Origin of the sequence: Arthrobacter sp. H5, from assembly GCF_000520595.1 — a bacterium.
In the GTDB taxonomy this organism is placed as follows: Bacteria; Actinomycetota; Actinomycetes; order Actinomycetales; family Micrococcaceae; genus Arthrobacter_D.
In genome coordinates, this window is the sequence record NZ_KI915000.1 from 88,231 (window position 1) to 104,744 (window position 16,514).

17 protein-coding genes and 1 pseudogene are annotated in these 16,514 nt (G+C 61.9%); 11 read left to right on the forward strand and 7 right to left on the reverse strand.

The genetic code is table 11. The features are described 5' to 3' along the window. Nucleotides 1-31: 31 nt before the first annotated feature. Nucleotides 32-1,246 (reverse strand): saccharopine dehydrogenase family protein, encoded by a 1,215-nt coding sequence (locus Y708_RS0113065; RefSeq protein WP_028280286.1) that lies wholly within the window; start codon nucleotides 1,244-1,246, stop codon nucleotides 32-34. Nucleotides 1,247-1,264: 18 nt separating this feature from the next. Then, nucleotides 1,265-2,811, reverse strand: a pseudogene (locus Y708_RS24895) (APC family permease). A gap of 304 nt (nucleotides 2,812-3,115) precedes the next feature. Here Y708_RS24895 and Y708_RS27560 point away from each other — a divergent pair. Then, a complete protein-coding gene (locus Y708_RS27560; RefSeq protein ID WP_051478975.1) occupies nucleotides 3,116-3,466 on the forward strand; it encodes a hypothetical protein in 351 nt (116 codons plus the stop codon). A 16-nt stretch (nucleotides 3,467-3,482) separates the two neighbouring features. Here the strand turns inward: Y708_RS27560 and Y708_RS0113080 are convergent, their stop codons facing one another. Then, entirely contained in the window at nucleotides 3,483-4,604 is a 1,122-nt protein-coding gene (locus Y708_RS0113080; protein ID WP_028280287.1) for a zinc-binding dehydrogenase, read from the reverse strand. Between the two features lie 103 nt (nucleotides 4,605-4,707). On the opposite strand from Y708_RS0113080, the gene Y708_RS0113085 reads away from it, so the two are divergent. After that, on the forward strand, nucleotides 4,708-5,904 hold the full coding sequence (locus tag Y708_RS0113085) for a TerC family protein (protein WP_028280288.1): 1,197 nt from the start codon (nucleotides 4,708-4,710) through the stop codon (nucleotides 5,902-5,904). Between the two features lie 74 nt (nucleotides 5,905-5,978). Here Y708_RS0113085 and Y708_RS0113090 read toward each other — a convergent pair whose 3' ends face one another. Then, nucleotides 5,979-6,227 carry a hypothetical protein gene (locus tag Y708_RS0113090; protein ID WP_028280289.1) on the reverse strand — a complete coding sequence of 83 codons (249 nt, stop codon included), beginning with the start codon at nucleotides 6,225-6,227 and terminating at the stop codon, nucleotides 5,979-5,981. Nucleotides 6,228-6,412: 185 nt separating this feature from the next. Between Y708_RS0113090 and Y708_RS0113095 the strand changes: the two genes are divergently transcribed. From Y708_RS0113095 to Y708_RS0113135, 9 genes are all read left to right on the forward strand, one after another. Next, entirely contained in the window at nucleotides 6,413-7,741 is a 1,329-nt protein-coding gene (locus tag Y708_RS0113095; protein WP_028280290.1) for a M20 family metallopeptidase, read from the forward strand. A gap of 24 nt (nucleotides 7,742-7,765) precedes the next feature. Continuing rightward, complete coding sequence (locus Y708_RS0113100; RefSeq protein WP_028280291.1) at nucleotides 7,766-9,343, forward strand: AbgT family transporter; 1,578 nt, start codon at nucleotides 7,766-7,768, stop codon at nucleotides 9,341-9,343. 27 nt (nucleotides 9,344-9,370) lie between these two features. Next, nucleotides 9,371-10,342: an ATP-grasp domain-containing protein gene (locus tag Y708_RS0113105; RefSeq protein WP_035776243.1), complete on the forward strand. Its 972-nt coding sequence runs from the start codon at nucleotides 9,371-9,373 to the stop codon at nucleotides 10,340-10,342. A gap of 68 nt (nucleotides 10,343-10,410) precedes the next feature. Next, nucleotides 10,411-10,833: a ChaB family protein gene (locus Y708_RS0113110; RefSeq protein WP_028280293.1), complete on the forward strand. Its 423-nt coding sequence runs from the start codon at nucleotides 10,411-10,413 to the stop codon at nucleotides 10,831-10,833. A 103-nt stretch (nucleotides 10,834-10,936) separates the two neighbouring features. Then, nucleotides 10,937-12,004 carry an ABC transporter substrate-binding protein gene (locus tag Y708_RS0113115; protein WP_028280294.1) on the forward strand — a complete coding sequence of 356 codons (1,068 nt, stop codon included), beginning with the start codon at nucleotides 10,937-10,939 and terminating at the stop codon, nucleotides 12,002-12,004. A gap of 274 nt (nucleotides 12,005-12,278) precedes the next feature. Next, nucleotides 12,279-12,908, forward strand: coding sequence for a hypothetical protein (locus Y708_RS0113120; protein WP_028280295.1), 630 nt, complete (start codon nucleotides 12,279-12,281; stop codon nucleotides 12,906-12,908). Beyond that, nucleotides 12,895-13,284, forward strand: a complete 390-nt coding sequence (locus tag Y708_RS0113125; protein WP_028280296.1) for a DUF222 domain-containing protein — start codon at nucleotides 12,895-12,897, stop codon at nucleotides 13,282-13,284. Before Y708_RS0113120 ends, Y708_RS0113125 begins: the two co-directional genes overlap by 14 nt. Nucleotides 13,285-13,475: 191 nt before the next feature. After that, the gene (locus Y708_RS27565; protein ID WP_253905808.1) at nucleotides 13,476-13,910 is read left to right on the forward strand and encodes an HNH endonuclease; all 435 of its coding nucleotides are present in this window, start codon (nucleotides 13,476-13,478) and stop codon (nucleotides 13,908-13,910) included. A 176-nt stretch (nucleotides 13,911-14,086) separates the two neighbouring features. Then, complete coding sequence (locus tag Y708_RS0113135; protein ID WP_028280298.1) at nucleotides 14,087-14,488, forward strand: type II toxin-antitoxin system VapC family toxin; 402 nt, start codon at nucleotides 14,087-14,089, stop codon at nucleotides 14,486-14,488. On the opposite strand, the gene Y708_RS28450 is transcribed toward Y708_RS0113135, so the two are convergent. The 3 genes from Y708_RS28450 to Y708_RS24910 form a co-directional block, all read right to left on the reverse strand. Then, nucleotides 14,409-15,164 carry a nucleoside/nucleotide kinase family protein gene (locus Y708_RS28450; protein ID WP_216699792.1) on the reverse strand — a complete coding sequence of 252 codons (756 nt, stop codon included), beginning with the start codon at nucleotides 15,162-15,164 and terminating at the stop codon, nucleotides 14,409-14,411. The two genes, Y708_RS0113135 and Y708_RS28450, sit on opposite strands and share 80 nt — an antisense overlap. Then, entirely contained in the window at nucleotides 15,152-15,418 is a 267-nt protein-coding gene (locus Y708_RS0113150) for a hypothetical protein (RefSeq protein ID WP_028280300.1), read from the reverse strand. The genes Y708_RS28450 and Y708_RS0113150 overlap by 13 nt, the downstream gene beginning before the upstream one ends. A gap of 129 nt (nucleotides 15,419-15,547) precedes the next feature. After that, nucleotides 15,548-16,514 (reverse strand): FAD-dependent oxidoreductase (locus tag Y708_RS24910; RefSeq protein WP_035776245.1); only part of this gene is annotated, 967 nt, incomplete at its 5' end.

Genomic DNA, 16,514 nt, shown 5'->3' on the forward strand with positions numbered 1-16,514 from the left:
CCCGCATGCGGGGTGACCTCGACCCAGTGCTTCAGCGCTCCTCGATGCCCCACGGAGAGTTGTACCCGCTGGGCGAAGCGAGCAGTTCCAGGAAGGGCCGCGCATCGAAAGCTTCCGGGCCGAGTACGCCGGCGCCCTTCCACGTGCCATTGGCGAGCAATTCCAGCGCAACCACAGGATTGACGGCGGTTTGCCAGACAACCGCCTGGGAATTGTACTGGGCCATTGACCACTCGTTGTCCACCACGTGGTAGAGATACACGGCCCGCGGTTCCCCGTCCTTGCCTGCTCCCGTGACGTAGACACCCGCGCAGGTCTTCCCCTTCATACGGTCACCCAGCGTCGCCGGATCGGGAAGGGCTGCAGCCACCACATCCCGCGGTGAAACGGAGACACCCTTCACCGTGAGCGGCTCAGTGGAATCCAGGCCGAGCTTGTGCAGGGTCTTGAGCACGTCGATGAACTCGTCGCCCAACCCATATTTGAAGGTGACTTTCCGGGCCGAGGTCCAGCGCGGCATCAGGATCACTTCCTCATGCTCCACGTTGACGCACTCCACCCGGCCAATGCCCTCCGGAAACTCAAACGTTTCCGGCTCGCTGAAAGGCTCGGTGGTGTACCAGCCGCGGCCGCGCTCGAAAATCACCGGCGGGTTGAGGCACTCCTCGATGGTGGTCCAGATGGAGAACGAAGGAGCAAAATCGAACCCTTCAACGGTGAGGTTGGCGCCGTCGCGCACCCCGAGCTCTTCGATAGAGGAGAACAGCTCATCTTCGGCGTAGCGCGCAAACACATCGGACAAGCCGGGTTCAACGCCGATTCCCACCAGGGCGAGCCGTCCGGCCCCTTCCCAGGCCGACGCCGCCGCGAACTGCTCGTCGCCCAGCATCACACCGGTCTTCTCGAACGGTGCCTCCGGGTGGCGTGAGGAGAGGCTCATTGCCATGTCCAGGTAGGTTGCCTTGGCTTCGAAGCAACCGTTGAAGATGGGCATGACAAAGCGTGGATCAACCGCATTCAGCACGTGCGTAATGCCGTGTTCGCGCACGACGGCGGCAACCGCTTCCGCGGACGAGGCATCCACCTGCGCAGCCACCAGCCGGCCGTCGTCGAGCGCGTCTATCAGCGCCTGGGGGCGCGCCGGGTCGTAGTCCGCTATCACCAGCAGGTCGAAGAACTGCCGGCGCACCGCAATCCGGACAGCTGCTGATCCGACGCCGCCGGCGCCGATAATGAGTATTCGCATGGATGTCTCCTGGTCTTCCTAGGCCAGTCCGCCGTCGACGGAACGCTTGTAGGTTTCGGGGGAGTCGGGGACCAGCACCGCAGTGTCCTCGTTCAGGCTTTCCCCGCGGAAGAATGCGCGGGACCGTGGCGCAAACCGCCAGGCCACCATCAGCACCAGTCCCAGGGCCAGTGAGCCGATGCCCACCACAAACGTGCCGCCGATCCCGAAGATCACGCTGAAGCCGTATTCGACGTCGCCATGTCTATCGCGGATTTGATGAACGCTGCAGTGAGCATCAACGCGCCGAGCAGCGGCAGCAGGAATTTGTACAGGAAATTGTGGCGCGAGGCAAATAGTTCGCGGCGGAAGTACCAGACGCAGGCGTACCCCGTGATGGAGTAGTAGAAGGCGATGGCGAGGCCCAGCGAAAGGATCGAGTCCGCCAGGATGTTTTCGCTGATCAGGGTCATGAGCACGTAGTACGCAATGGCCGCGATTCCCATGACAAGCGTGGAGAACGACGGCGTCCGGAACCGTGGGTGCACCACGCTGAAACGGCGGGAGAGGGCCTTGTAGACGGCCATGGAGAGCGTGCCCCTGGCCGTGGGAAGGATGGTGGTCTGCGTTGACGAGACTGCCGAAATCAGCACGGCGACCACCAGCAACCATGCCCACGGCCCCAGGATTGCATCCTTCAACGCGAAGAACACGTCCTCCGCGCCGTCCTCGTTGGCGAGGCCCAGACCGGTGTCACCAACGCCGGCGTACATCATGGCTGCGATAGTCACACCGACGTAGGTCACCAGGAGAACAACGGTTGAGATCAGCGCCGCACGGCCGGGAATGCGACGGGCGTCTTTGGTTTCCTCATTGAGGGCCAGGCACGCGTCCCAGCCCCAATAGATGAAGAGGGCCAGCAGTATCGACTCGGTGAACCCTTTGATGCTCTCGAAGGCGAACGGATTGAACCAGTCGAGGCTGGGAGCGGTTGCGTTCTCGGCCGAACCGTTGGCAAACGCGACGACCACGAGGATGACAAAGAGAACCAATGCCACGTACTGGATTCCCAGCAGGACGTTCTGCAGCTTTCGGCCTATTTCCACTCCGCGGTAGCTGACCCAGGTCATCAATGCAATGAACACGACACCGGTTCCGGTCACCAGCGCGGGGCTCTCGGCAAGCGAGCCGTCGCCAATCAGCAGCCAGAAGTAGAGGCCGGCAATCTGGGCGAGGTTGGCCAGGACCACAATTCCCGCGACGGCCACACCCCACCCGGCCATCCACCCGACCCAAGGACCAAAGGCCTTGGTGGCCCAGGTGAAGGAGGTGCCGCAGTCAGGAACGTCGCGGTTCAGTTCGCGGTAGGCGAAGGCGATGAAAAGCATGGGGATGAACGCGAGGATGAACGCGATCGGCGCCTGGGCTCCAACGGCCAGCACAACAAACCCGAGGGTGGCGGCCAGCGAATAGACCGGCGCGGTGGACGCGAGTCCAATCACCACGGAGCCGAAGACGCCCAGCGTTCCGGTGGCAAGGCCCTTGCCGTCGGAACCCCGGTTGCTCTCGACTGTTGTCTCACTCATGGTGGGCCTCGAATCTTCTGGAGCTGCCGCCGTCGTCGGTGGCGGGAAAGCAGTGTGATCAGTACCACTAAACCGACTAGTCGGTTTGTAAGATAGAGCATAAACTTGGCCTTATGGGTCACGCTCCAACCACACTGCAACGGCTGATTGATGCCTATGAGCACATCCTGATTAACGACGGCGAACGCAGCGCCACGCTGACGCCATTGCACTGCGTGCCGGGGTTTCAAAGGGCGGGCTCACCTACCATTTCAAGTCCAAGGATGAGCTTGCACAGGCGCTGTTCAACAGGCTCCGCGAGCTGGTGGACGCGGACATCGCGATCATGAAGGCCGCGCCGGATCAGGCGGCAACCAATTACGTCAAGAGTTCGCTGGAGATCGAGAGCCCGCTCGAACGGTGCAATATGGCCGTCACCCGGTTGGCGCAGGGCTCGCACCCCGAGGCCAACGAACTGCTGGCCGAGTGCCGTACCCAATGGTTCACCGTGCTGATGGACGCGGTGGACAACGAGGATATGGTGCACCTGGTCATGTTGCTGGGTGACGGGATCTACTTCAACGCGTCACTCACCGGCACTGGGGCCATGCCGGAGGAATCCGACCCGGAAACCATTGACCGTATTATCGACCTGATCGGAACCATCAAGTACTAACACCGCACGTGCGTTCTTACCCGGTCATGTTGAACAGCCGCCGCACCACCAGCCCATCGGCGAGGTCGTCCAGCGCCTGGTTGATCTCCGACAGTGGACGGGTGTCGGTATGCAGCAACTCGACGGGCAGGTCACCTGCGCGCCACAGGTCGAGGTACCTGGGAATGTCCCGGTCCGGAATGGAATCGCCCATGTAGGATCCCAGGAGTCGTTTGCCAGCACCGGCGAACTGGAGCGCCTGGGTGGTGATGCTCTGGTCCGGATGCGGTAGTCCCACTGAAACCAGCGCCCCGCCCCGGGTCAGCAGTGCCAGACAGGACTCCATGACGGCGGCACTGCCCACAGCTTCTAGTGCCACGTCAACCCCATCTCCGGTCAGTTCTGCCACCAACGCGGCGGCCTGCTCCGGTGAGCCGGCCACCGAAGCGCCGCAACGCAGGGCGAGCTCCCGTTTTTGTTCCAGCGGATCAATGGCTATGACCGTAGTTCCCCGCAGGTGTGCCGCAGCCATCACTGCGGTCAGCCCCACGGCGCCCATCCCAAACACAATGACCGACTGGCCCTCCATCAGCTGAGCCGTATTCAGCACCGCGCCCATTCCGGTGAGGGCGGCGCAACCAAACATGGCCGCGACGGCGAACGGGACGTCGTCGTCAATCACCACCACGGACTCCCTCGCCACCACTGCATACTCGGAGAAGGCGGACACGCCCAGATGGTGGTTGATCCGGGCGCCGTGACAGGAGCGCAGGATGGCCGGACCGTGCAGCAGGTCACCGCTGCCGTTGACCTCGGCCGCGCGATGGCAGAGCGATGGCCGGCCGGCATCGCAGGCACGGCAGGTCCCGCAGCTGGGAACAAAGACAAGCACCACGTGGTCGCCGGGGGAGACATCGATCACGCCGGGTCCGACGTCGTCAATGACGCCCGTGGCCTCGTGACCCAGCGCCATGGGCAGCGGCCGCGGCCTTGAGCCGTCGATGACTGACAGATCGGAGTGGCACAGGCTTGCGCGCTCGATCCGCACCAGTACCTCGCCTGCGCGCGGCGTTGGCACAGTCAGCTCCTCGAGTTTCAATGGTGCGCTGGCCGCGTAGGGTCGCACCGATCCGGACCGGTGAAGGACTGCGCTGCGCATGGTTGAAGGCCTCATGGCTTCAATCTACTTGGGTCCCGTGTTGCGGCCGCGCCAACGCGCAAACTACGGTGAGACTCAGCAGTCCATCCTAAGGAGTCAGCGCATGGAAGTTCCCACAATCGTTTGGATATTCACGATCGCAGGGATTGTAGGGCTGCTGCTGTTCGATTTCTTCTTCCACGTCCGTAAGGCCCACACGCCCTCCCTGAAGGAAGCAGGCGTCTGGTCAGCCATCTATGTAGGAATCGCCCTGCTGTTTGGCGTTGGAGTTCTCATCTTTGGCGGCGCGACCATGGGCACGGAGTATTTTGCCGGCTACGTCACCGAAAAGGCGTTGTCCGTGGACAACCTCTTTGTGTTCCTGATCATCATGGCCAGCTTCCGGGTGCCACGGGCGGACCAGCAGAAGGTGCTGCTCTTCGGTATCGTTTTCTCGTTGATTGCACGGACGGGTTTCATCTTCCTGGGTGCGGCCCTCATTAACCAGTTTGCCTGGGTGTTCTACATCTTCGGCTTGATCCTGCTCCTGACCGCGGGCAACCTACTGAAACCCAACGCACATGACGGCGAACAGGACGGGCTGGTTGTGCGGCTCGCCAAGCGTTTCCTGCCGGCCACAGAGCATTACGACGGCGACAAACTGTTCACCGTGGAGAATGGCAAGCGCGTGCTCACCCCGATGTTGCTGGTCATGGTGGCGATCGGCGGCACTGACATCCTCTTTGCGCTCGACTCTATTCCGGCCATTTTTGGCCTGACGCAGAACGTCTTCATTGTCTTCACCGCGACTGCGTTTTCACTGATGGGCCTGCGCCAGCTGTACTTCCTGATCGATGGACTGCTTGACCGGCTCATCTACCTGTCCTACGGGCTAGCGGCGATCCTCGGCTTCATCGGCGTGAAGCTGATCCTGCACGCGCTGCATGAGAACAATCTGCCGTTTATCAATGATGGCGAACCGGTGAACGTTGTGGAGATCTCCACTGAGCTGTCCCTGAGCGTCATTCTTGGCGCACTGGTGATCACTGTCCTGGCCTCGCTTTTCAGCCCCAAGGGAAAGGCCAAGAACGCCGTTTCCGGAGCAAAGCGCCATGCGACCGAGTACCTCGACCTCGGTTACGAGACGGATATCAACGAACGCGAGAAGATCTACAACCGCATGGTCGCGGAAGAGAAGATGCTGCGACAGCTTCCCGAGAAGTACAAGCGGCTCATTCGTCATGAGACTGAGTTCATGGCCCTCATCAAGCGGGCACATGATGAGCACGAAGCCGCGGTTGAGCGGGAGCCAATCCGCTAGCCGAATTCACAGAACGACGGCGCTACCTCCCTTAATCGTCAGGCAGGTGGCGCCTTCGTGTGTGGTGTTGTTTGTTAAGCCGCGAGACCGGCTTCGACCGGCGCTGTGCGGATCTGCCAGATGGCGTATTCGTCAGCGTGGAGAATTGCGCGCCGTCCATCGGCGTCGTCGCGGATCCAGACCACGCCGATGCCGGGAGCGGTGTCCTCGACCTTGCCGCGGTAATGGACTTCCTTGCGGCAGTGTGCTTCGACTTCATCGCCCCGGCGAAGGCCGCCGAGGTCGCGGATGCGGATGATTTCAGTGCTGGTGAGCAGAGACATGGTGAGTCCTTATGCCTTGGCGGAATTGGGCAGTTTCGGCCGGTAATTCAAGAATGCCCCGCGGGTGTTGCGGGGCGTTTCGCCGTGATTATTTGTTCGCACCGGACACATTGCGGCTGGGCTTTGTTACTCCTGATTTCCTGCCCGCACTGCCGCTTTGCCACATGGTTGCCTAAGCTACCTAGATGACCGAACCAGCTTTGCCGGACCCGGCATACCTTCAGCAGATCGCGGCCGAGACACAACTAAGGGCTGCAACTCTGGCCACAGCGACGCCAGCTCAGGCGCTCTACACGGGTGCGCCGGAAGCACTCAGGGCGTCGATCGAACGGCATGTCGCAGCCGTCAGCGAGGACCTCGACCATATTGTCCACACGCTTCATGCCAACCCCGAAACCGCGTACCAAGAGCACCACAGTGCTCATGTTTTGGGGGAGGTCCTGGCAAAGCACGGCATCGACGTGACAACCGGCGTCCATGGAGTCGATACCGCGCTCCGGGCAGAAATCGTGGGCGGAAAGCCCGGGAAGACCATCGCGATCCTCAGCGAGTATGACGCTCTACCGGACATCGGGCATGCCTGCGGTCACAATGTCATCGCAGCCACCGGCGTCGGAGCGTTCCTGGCGCTGACCAGTATCAAGGACCAATTGAAGGGCCGGGTGGTGTTTCTCGGCACCCCGGCGGAGGAGGGGCATTCCGGCAAGGAAGTGATGGCTCAGCACGGTGCGTTTAACTGCATCGATGCAGCCATCATGGTCCACCCCTATGGCTACGACCTTGCCGACCAGGTCTGGCTGGGCCGCCGCCTGCTCACCGTCACCTTCACGGGCATCGCCGCACACGCGTCCGCCCAGCCGTTCATGGGACGCAACGCGCTCGACGCCGCCAATCTCGCCTACCAGGGCATTGGGCTGCTCCGGCAACAACTTCCGCCCTCCGATAGGGTGCACACCAACATCACCGAGGGTGGGGAGAGTCCCAACATCATTCCCAGCCGCGCGGTCATGAAGCTGTACGCTCGTTCCCGTCACCCGGAGACACTGAAGGACCTCAGCAACCGTCTGGCCGACGTGGCCCGGGGTGCCGCCCTGATGACCGGCACCGGGGTTGATCTGCGCTGGGACGAGCATCCGCCGTCGTTGCCAATTCGGACCAACACCGCACTGACCGGCCGCTGGGTGGAATCCCAGCAACGGAGGGGCAGGCAGCCGCTGCCCGCTGGCGTTGTCTCCGACACCCTCGCCGCATCCACCGACTTTGGGAACGTTAGTTACCGCATCCCCGGGATTCATCCGCTGATCAAGATTGCCGGATCGGAGACCGCCTTGCACACCAAGGACTTTGCGGCAGCGGCATGCACGGAGGCAGCGGAACGCGGAGCGTACGACGGCGCCGCCGGCCTTGCGCTCACAGCGCTGGATTATCTGTGTGACCCGGAATTGCAGCGCGCTGTTCACGAGGAATTTGAAGCCCAGGGCGGGCCGATCGATGTACCCGCCTTCTTTGATTAGCAGGACCAGAGAAGGAGCACCACCATGTCAGCGAACGCAGGCACACGGCGCAGCTTGACCGACCGATTTCTGAACGGTGTGGAAAAGGCAGGCAACAAACTGCCCGAACCGTTCATGCTGTTCCTCATCCTGTTCGCTATCACGGCAGTGGTCTCGACAGCCATGGCCTGGGCCAACGTCACCGTCCAACTGCCGGGCAGCGATGAGATCACCGAGATCCGTGGCCTGTTCACGGCTGAGGGGCTCACCTGGCTGACCCAGAACCTTGGACCAAACTACCTCGGCTTCCCACCGTTGGTGACCGTGCTCCCGATCCTCCTCGCTGTTGGAGTGGCCGAAAAGTCGGGACTGCTGGCCGCTATGATCCGCAAAGCGTTCGGTTCTGCGCCTCGCTGGGCGCTGCCCTACGCCGTCGGAGTGGTTGGCGTTCTCGGATCGATCATGTCCGACGCCGCGTTTGTGGTCATCCCGCCGCTCGCCGCCCTGGTTTTCAAGGCGGCCGGGCGGCACCCTGTCGCAGGCCTACTGGGCGGGTTTGCAGCGGCCGGCGCAGGCTACTCCACCAACCTGCTTGTCACCAGCCTGGATGCGTTATTTGCCGGGATTACGACGGCGGTCACAGAGACTCTGCCCAACGCTGGGTCCCCGGTCACCCCGGTATCAAATTACTTCTTCAACGTTGTGTCATCGCTGGTGTTGATGGCAATTTCCGGATTCATCATCGACAAGGTGCTGGAGCCGCGCCTGAACCGGCAGGGCATCTCGCTCGACGAGGTTGCGGATGAGCCGGACGCGCCGAAGGCTGCGACACCGAACCTGAAAGCGGAACTGGAGCCGGTCGAGGCACGCGGGCTGAAGTGGGCGCTGATCACCGGAGCTCTAGTCGCCGTCGTCATGGTGTTGGCATTTGTTGTGCCGGGTTCGCCGTGGCGCAACGAAGAGGGTGAGTTCCTGCCTGATTCACCGCTGCTTGGCTCAATCGTGTTCATTGTCTTCACCATGTTTGTGGTGCCCGGCCTGGTGTACGGGAAGGTTGTGGGCACTATCGCCACGGGCAAAGACGTTCCCCGCGTCATGGGGGAGGCCGTCCGGGACATGGTGGGGTTCCTGGTCCTGGCGTTTATTCTTGGGCAGTTCATCGCACTGTTCAACTGGTCCGGGATCGGTCAATGGATTGCGGTGGCGGGCGCCGGCGGGCTGGAAGCGATTGGTCTCACCGGATACCCGGCGATCCTGGGCTTCATTGTGCTGGCGTCACTGCTGAATCTGTTCATCATCTCCGGCTCGGCCATGTGGACGCTGATGGCTGCGGTGTTTGTTCCATTGTTTGTCCTCCTCGGCTACGAACCGGCGTTCATCCAGGGTGCCTTCCGCGTGGGCGACTCAGCCACTCAGGTGATCACGCCGCTCAACCCGTACATGATTGTGCTGCTGACCATGCTGCGCCGGTATGAGCCGGAGGCCGGGTTGGGTACGCTCATTGCCCGGATGCTGCCCTTTGTGGTGCCGTTCTGGCTGGCCTGGGTTGCGATCCTCAGCGTGTTCTTCTTCCTGGATCTACCGCTGGGACCGGGCAACGGAATCTTCCTCCCCACGGAATAGGTTGCCTGAGCACACGGTTACATTGCCATGACCACAATTTACGCCCTGCATGAGAATCCCGAGTGGTTCCCGCCCTTTGCCCACGCCTTTGAACAGGAGGGCGTCGAGTTTGAAGAGTGGCTCTTGACGGACGGAGTGCTTGACCTTGATGCCACTCCGCCCGAGGGAATCTTCTGGTCCCGGATCAGTGCGTCGTCCCACACCCGCGATCATGGTTTATCAAAGGACTACGCCCGCGCCGTGCTTGCGTGGCTGGAAGCCCATGGCCGTCGAACGGTTAACGGCAGGCGGATCCTCGAACTGGAGATGAGCAAAGTGGACCAGTTGACGGCTCTTCGTGCCGCCGGCATCGAAACGCCGCGCACCGTTGCAGCCATTGGCCGGGACAGGGTTGTTGAAGCGGCGCGGAATTTCCCAACGCCTTTCATCACCAAGCACAACCAGGGCGGTAAGGGACTGGGCGTGAGGAAGTTCGAGAGCCACGAAGAGTTGGCTGAGTACGTTTCATCGGATGAGTTTGAGGAGCCGCAGGATGGCATCACTCTCATCCAGGAGTACATCCAGGCGGCCGAACCCATCATCACCCGGGTGGAGATTGTGGGCGGCGAGTTCGTTTACGCCATCCAGGCGGACACCGCACGGGGCGGCTTCCAGCTGTGCCCGGCCGATGCCTGCGCAATAGACCCGGAGACGGGGAAGCCGATCATGCCTCCCGGAGCCACCATCCAGCCTGAGGCTGACCAGCAGCTGTTCAGTCTGCGCCAAAACTTCAATCACCCCATCATCGCCAAGTACGAGGAATTTGCCCGGCGGAACAACCTCGAAGTGTGCGGCATCGAGTTCATCGAGACCGCTGACGGCCGAATCCTCACCTATGACGTCAACACAAACACCAATTACAACGCGGCGGTGGAGGCTGAGGCGCCACGTTCGGCACCGCGGGTGTTGGCCAGGTATCTGGCCGGGATTGCCGCGCCGGCCGAGCCCACATTGCTTTAAACTCTTGCGGGTCACTAAGCAGGCTTACACTCTCACGAAGAGCAGTCGTTACGGACGGAGATGAGCACATGCCTAAAACAACCAGGAATGGCAAGGTCAAGACCGGTGAGCTGCCCAGCACTCTGCAGCGGTCCGGGAAAAAGGCCCAGGAAACCTACGCAAAGACGTTGGACTCCGCCGAGGAAGAATACGGCGATGGCGAACGGGCGCACCGCACTGCCTTCAGCGCGCTGAAGCAAACCCACGAAAAGGTTGGCGATCACTGGGAAAAGAAAAACGGTAAGGGTCCGTCGGATGAACAAGCCACGGGCGGCAAGAACACGTCACGGGAGACCGCCGGTGGTGTGGATGCGAACGCCAGCAAGGAGCATCTGTATGGCTTGGCCAAGCGGCTTGACATTCCAAAGCGCTCGACGATGAGCAAGAGCGAGCTTGTGGACGCCATTCAGCAGGCCAACGACAAGAAAACACGCGAGGCTCGTGATAATTAGGCTACACAAACATTTCGTAATTTTGGAAAGCGTAGGCTAACCTTACTTTCGTATCATCCGGACGGTCTGCCCATGACCCGTCACACGAAAGCCAAGGAGCCCCGTGGCCCTCTCACGAATGCGCGTAGTTAGCCGCGCCGCCGCCGTAGCAGCCGTTGCCGTACTTTCCCTCTCTGCCTGCTCCACCGGTCCAGCCGGTGGTGGCAGCGGCGCCGAGGGTGGAAATGATGCGGGCTCGGCTGATGCGTTCCCCGTCACCGTTGAGCATGTCTTCGGAGAAACAGTCATCGAAGAGAAGCCGGAGCGCGTCTCCACCGTTTCCTGGGTCAATCAGGATGTTGCCCTGGCGCTGGGCGTTGTCCCGGTTGGGATGCCTCTCGACGAGTACGGCGCCAACGAGAAGGGCTCCACCCCGTGGAAGGACGCCAAACTGGAGGAGCTGGATGCCGCCATCGGGAGCGAGAACGCACCGGTGCAGTACTCGGAGGCCGACGGGATAGCGTTTGACGAGATCGCGGCCACCAACCCTGATGTCATTCTGGCCGCATACTCGGGCCTGAGCGAAGAGGACTACAACACGTTGAGCGAAATAGCTCCGGTGGTGGCTTACCCGGAGGCGCCGTTTGGCACCGCATGGCAGGACTCCACGCGGATGATCGGTGAAGCGCTTGGACTCTCGGAGCAGGCGGGCGAGCTTATCGCCAGCACGGAGGAAGCGGTCTCCGCGGCAGCGGCGGAATACCCGGCCATCGAGGGAAAGAGTTTTATCTTCGGGAATCTGGCACCCAATACCCCCGATGCCGTCAGCATGTACACAGCGGGGGACAACCGGCCGCGGTTCCTGAGCGCTCTTGGTATGGTGCAGGCGGACGTTGTCACGGAGAATACGCCGGAAACGGGCGAATTCTTCATCCCGTGGTCTGCCGAACGTGCCAATGAACTTGAGTCCGATGTCTTTGTGACCTGGGTTGCCGACGAGGCCATCAAGCAGGCCATCCCGGAAGACCCGCTGCTGAGCCAGATCCCTGCAGTCGAGTCGGGTGCTTTGGTGGCGGATGCCGACAACACGTTGACACTTTCGATCTCGGCCGCCAGCCCGCTGAGCCTTCCGTGGGCTTTGGACAAGTGGCTGCCCATGATCAATGAAGCAGCCGAAGTCGCCGAAAACTAAAGAGTACGACGGCGCAGCGCCCCGCTGGAGGGCGTCCCACCTGAGGGTGGGGCGCCCTTGTTGTGTCCCGCCTCCGGCTTAAGGTCGGGATTTCTCTGAACCAGCTAATGAGTACTGGTGTTCGGATAAGAATGTCAGAGGCGGATGATGAACTGGTTTTATGAATTCGGAAGAGACAGGCTTTGCCTGTTGGGAACGTATTGACCGCTGGTGTGGCGGCACGGGTCCGTGCTGCCATCCGGAACCTCCACGGGAGTGGGAGGACCCGGAGGGCATGGTTGAGCAGAGGGAGTATATTGACGCCGCGAGCCTTCCCGAAGACGTGGATGCCCCGGAATTTATGGAGGACTCGGAGTCTTTGAATGCCTCGGAGTTTTTGGAGGACTCGGAAGACGTGGATGATCCGCAGTACGCCGAGGCCGCTGGGATGTTGGTGTGGTCCTCCGACCAGCCGGCCGTGGGCGCAAATCCGCAGGGGCTGGACGGTCAGGCGGTGCATCCGCCGGTGGGAGAGCTGGACTTCGAAGCTGCACTGGATGGTATGCGGGAGCTTGCGATACTGCGTTCGTGGGTAGATGCCGTGGAGGTCCGGCTAACGTCACGGATCAGGAGTCTTGCTGGTGAGCGCGCTGCTGGACATGGTTTCACTGGTGTGTCCGGGGATCAGCTGACGGGTTCACTCGCCGCGGCAGAGATAGCCTGCGTGCTGCGGATCCCCATGGGGTCGGCGAAACGACTGGTTGAGGAATCAGTGCTGCTGACGGCGTATAACAAGCCCACATTGGAATCGCTTCAGGAAGGTCGCCTCTCTCGCCGGCATGCGGTGGCCGTGGGTGCAGGAGTGCGCCGGTCTGCCTGCCGCAGCGGTTCCAGAATTCGAGCAGCAACTGTTGACGGTCGCTGAGGATTCCACAGTTGCCAAGCTCGGGAGACGCGCACGGCGGCTGCGGGAGGAGTTCCATCCGGAGTCCATCCGGACCCGGCGGGAGAAGGCGGTCAGGGATAGGAATGTCACGGTGGAGCCTGAGCGGGATGGGATGGCCTGGCTCGGCGCCTACCTGCCGGCGGAGCAGGCGTATGGAATCTACAATCGCGTTGACTCTGCTGCACGCTCCGTGCAGTGTCCGGAGGAAACCCGGACCCTGGCCCAACTGCGCGCCGATGTGTTCACCGATGTATTGACCCACACCTGCGCAGGAGCCGCGGATGCGCAGGAGCCGCGGAAGCTGGTACGGGTTTCCGCGGCATCGGTGCCAGCGTTTCGGTCAGTGTTCCGGTGATGACGTTACTGGGCCACCGCAAGGACTGCCCTGTGATGGGCAGCGGCTGCAGCCGTGCGGATGCTTCCGGTCCGCCCGCCTGCAGTTGTGCCGCTACCAACGGCCCGGTTGGCGACGGTCGTGCAGACTCCGACGGCCCGGCTGGGCAAGGCTGCGCAGACGAGGATGGAACGGCCCACAGTTCACCGAAGTTGAGTTTTGAGGGGTGCGCGCCAGGGGAATTGGAGGGCTATGGCCCAATCGATCCGGAAATAGCCGCCATGCTCGCGGGACACGCAGCCTCGTTCACCAGAATCCTGACGCATCCGGAGAGCGGCGTGGTGCTGAGCGTGGGGCGGGATTCCTACCGTCCACCTGCCGGGTTACGGAAATGGGTGGTTACCAGGGATCGGGCCTGCAGACACCCCGGCTGCAACCGTCCGGCCTCCAAGGCTGAGATCGATCATACAATTCCATGGGCGTCCGGCGGGAAAACCACGCACGGTAACCTTTCCGCGTTCTGCAAACGCCACCATATGTTCAAGACCGAAGGATTCTGGCATTACAGGCAGCCGGAACCGGGACTAATCCTGGCCGCGTCGCTTGCCGGCAAGACCTACACCACCCTCCCCGAACCGCCGTTCTAGCTCTTTCGGACGGCTGGCGCTGGGGCCGGGCGGGGGTGGCTGGGCGTTGGGGTAGGGCGTCTGACGGCTGGCGTTGGGGTCAGGCGGGGGCGGCTGGGCGCTGGCGCTGGGGTCGGGCGTTGGGCGCTGGGGTTGCGTTGATTGGCAGTACGCGCTGCTTGGACTACTGTGCCGCTATGACGCGTTACGTGATCGACGCCCCCACCGTTCTGCATCTCCTGGTCAATGAGCTCCAGGTCAGTGCCAGGAATCAGCTTGTTGCGCCGACCATCATTCGCTCGCAGGCGCTCTCGTTGCTGCTCGCGGCGGTCCAATGCTCCGAGTTCACCGAACAGGAGGCACTGCAGCACCACGACCGTCTGACCGAACTGAAGATCCGCCTGCTCGGGGACAGGGTGTCACGCCGCACCGCCTGGAGGATCGCCCGTGAGCAGCATTGGGACACGACTTACGATGCGGAGTACCTTGCCGTCACCATGCTGCAGGCGGACGCGCTGGTTACTGTGAGCCCCGATCTGCGGGCCAAGGCCGAGGGGATTGTGCCGTTGGCACCGGTTGAGGCCCTCTGTGGGGGATGAGTCCGTCCGTGATGTGCATCCACGGTGCCGCCAGCTCATTGTTGTCCACCACAACTGTGGCGGACTGCAACGGCTGAGCTTCCTGCAAGTACAGCTTCTGCCCTTCCAGATACCGGTGGTTGGAGCGGTGCTGCGGATCCGCCGGTGATCCGTCCCGTTCTGCCATCCGGGCATAGGACGTCTCAAACGAGACGTCGAGGAAAACTGAAAAGTCCCAATAGCCCCGCAACTCTGTCCGATGCAAAAAGATCCCTTCCACCAACAGGACGGCATCATCCGGTGCAACCCGAAATGGTGGATATACCTCAGCGTCGGTGCCAAGATCATGGGCGGACGTCCGGTAACGGCGGTTTCCGGAAGCGCCGAGTGGCTCCAGCAGCTCGCCGACAAAGCGTGCGTAATTGAAGGAGTCAAGCCAGAAGCCAAGAGGTGAGGACACACCGCGCCGGTATCGAATCCGGCGCAGGTGATGAAAATCGTCAACCGATGCCCTGATCACGGCTACTCCGACATCCATCAACTCGCCAGCCAGTTCGTCAGCAAACCGCGTTTTTCCCGAACCGTCCACGCCATCCACAGCAACCAGCGCTGGCCTACCCAGATCAGGCGGCACCCGAGAGGCCACAGCCGCGATAAGTTCACCGCGGATCCAAGAGCCGATCGTCAGATTTCCCACTCCGAGCGGGAGGGCGAAGGATTCTGAGAGTCCTTGGGCGTCCAGGACATGGTGATGTCTACGCCGTCGTCCGTTTCCCGCACAAACAGGTGCAGGTCCTCGCCGTACAGGTTCTCATGTTCAACCACGTCACCGGCTTCGCGGGCAAGATCCACCAGTTCGCTGATAGCCATGGCCATGGCCCGCCCCCAATCGGGCGGATGCTTGCTGGAAGATTCCTGCGTGACGGTGAACTTCTTGTCAGCTGTTGCCATATCTGCTCCTCATTGCGTCCGATGAAGGGCGCGCCGGACAGCCTGTGTCCTACGCCCAGATGCTCGATAATAAGTAAGCTTTCTAGTCGATTCTGCTTCTCACACTAGCAGTCGGCGACGAACGCCGCCTTAAGATCTCAGCAGGTTCCGAGCCGCCTGCCCGATAATCGAACTGTACGTCGGATAGGCAAATTTCACACGTGCCAACGTTGCAACATCGGTTCCCGCTGCCATGGCTGAGGCCACCGCCTGAATCACTTCTACAGCGTTTTCACCCACCGCATGCGCGCCGAGAATGAGCTCGCGGTGCCGATCGGTGACCAGCTTCAGAAAACCCTGCTCCCGGTCGTCGATGATGGGCCGCTCCACGGCCGCGTAGGGGACAACGACGACGGCGATCGACGCGTCACGCACCCTCGCCTGCGCTTCGGTGAGCCCAACTCCGGCGTAGTCGGGATCCGTAAAGCCTCCCTCCGGCAGCAGGTGGTGCGGGGTGGTCCGGTGGGCCCCAAGAACGGCGTTTTCTGCGGCCGTTTCACCCTCAAATACAGCGGCTTGAACCAGCATCGACGTTCCGTTGGCATCCCCGGCCACAAACACATGCGAAGCGTTGGAGCGTAGATAGTTGTCTACGGGAATTGCCCCGCGCCGGGTCGATATGCTGGCGGCGTCTAGGCCAAGGCCTTCAACGTTGGCGGGCCATCCGGCTGCCATCACCACTGCGTCCACGTCTTCGGGCGTCGAACCGGACCCGCCGCTCCATTGGATCCGCAGCCCGCCGCCGTCGTTCTCTTCAATCCCGGAGATGCCCGCGATCCCTGTTTCGACCCTGATTCCGCGCGAACGGAAACCTTCCGTCACCACCGCGGAAACGTCCTCATCCTCGGTGGTGAGAATCCGGGGAGCGAGATCCAGCAGCGTCACCCGCGATCCCAGGGCATCAAAGATCGTGGCCAGTTGCGCACCTGTGTGGCCACCGCCAATGATCGCAAGGGAAGACGGGAGAACGGGGAGGTCCAGCACCTCGTGGGGAAGGACAGCGTGTTGGGCGCCGGGGATCGGCAGGCGTCTAGCGCTGCCGCCCACGCACAAAACA

Bases quoted from the DNA above. Each gene is read 5' to 3' on its own strand.
- Y708_RS0113150 (WP_028280300.1), bottom strand. From the start codon at position 15,418: ATGGCAACAGCTGACAAGAAGTTCACCGTCACGCAGGAATCTTCCAGC.
- Y708_RS0113085 (WP_028280288.1), top strand. From the start codon at position 4,708: ATGGAAGTTCCCACAATCGTTTGGATATTCACGATCGCAGGGATTGTA.
- Y708_RS0113095 (WP_028280290.1), top strand. From the start codon at position 6,413: ATGACCGAACCAGCTTTGCCGGACCCGGCATACCTTCAGCAGATCGCG.
- Y708_RS0113105 (WP_035776243.1), top strand. From the start codon at position 9,371: ATGACCACAATTTACGCCCTGCATGAGAATCCCGAGTGGTTCCCGCCC.
- Y708_RS0113135 (WP_028280298.1), top strand. From the start codon at position 14,087: ATGACGCGTTACGTGATCGACGCCCCCACCGTTCTGCATCTCCTGGTC.
- Y708_RS0113065 (WP_028280286.1), bottom strand. From the start codon at position 1,246: ATGCGAATACTCATTATCGGCGCCGGCGGCGTCGGATCAGCAGCTGTC.
- Y708_RS0113120 (WP_028280295.1), top strand. From the start codon at position 12,279: ATGGTTGAGCAGAGGGAGTATATTGACGCCGCGAGCCTTCCCGAAGAC.
- Y708_RS0113100 (WP_028280291.1), top strand. From the start codon at position 7,766: ATGTCAGCGAACGCAGGCACACGGCGCAGCTTGACCGACCGATTTCTG.
- Y708_RS0113080 (WP_028280287.1), bottom strand. From the start codon at position 4,604: ATGCGCAGCGCAGTCCTTCACCGGTCCGGATCGGTGCGACCCTACGCG.
- Y708_RS0113110 (WP_028280293.1), top strand. From the start codon at position 10,411: ATGCCTAAAACAACCAGGAATGGCAAGGTCAAGACCGGTGAGCTGCCC.
- Y708_RS0113090 (WP_028280289.1), bottom strand. From the start codon at position 6,227: ATGTCTCTGCTCACCAGCACTGAAATCATCCGCATCCGCGACCTCGGC.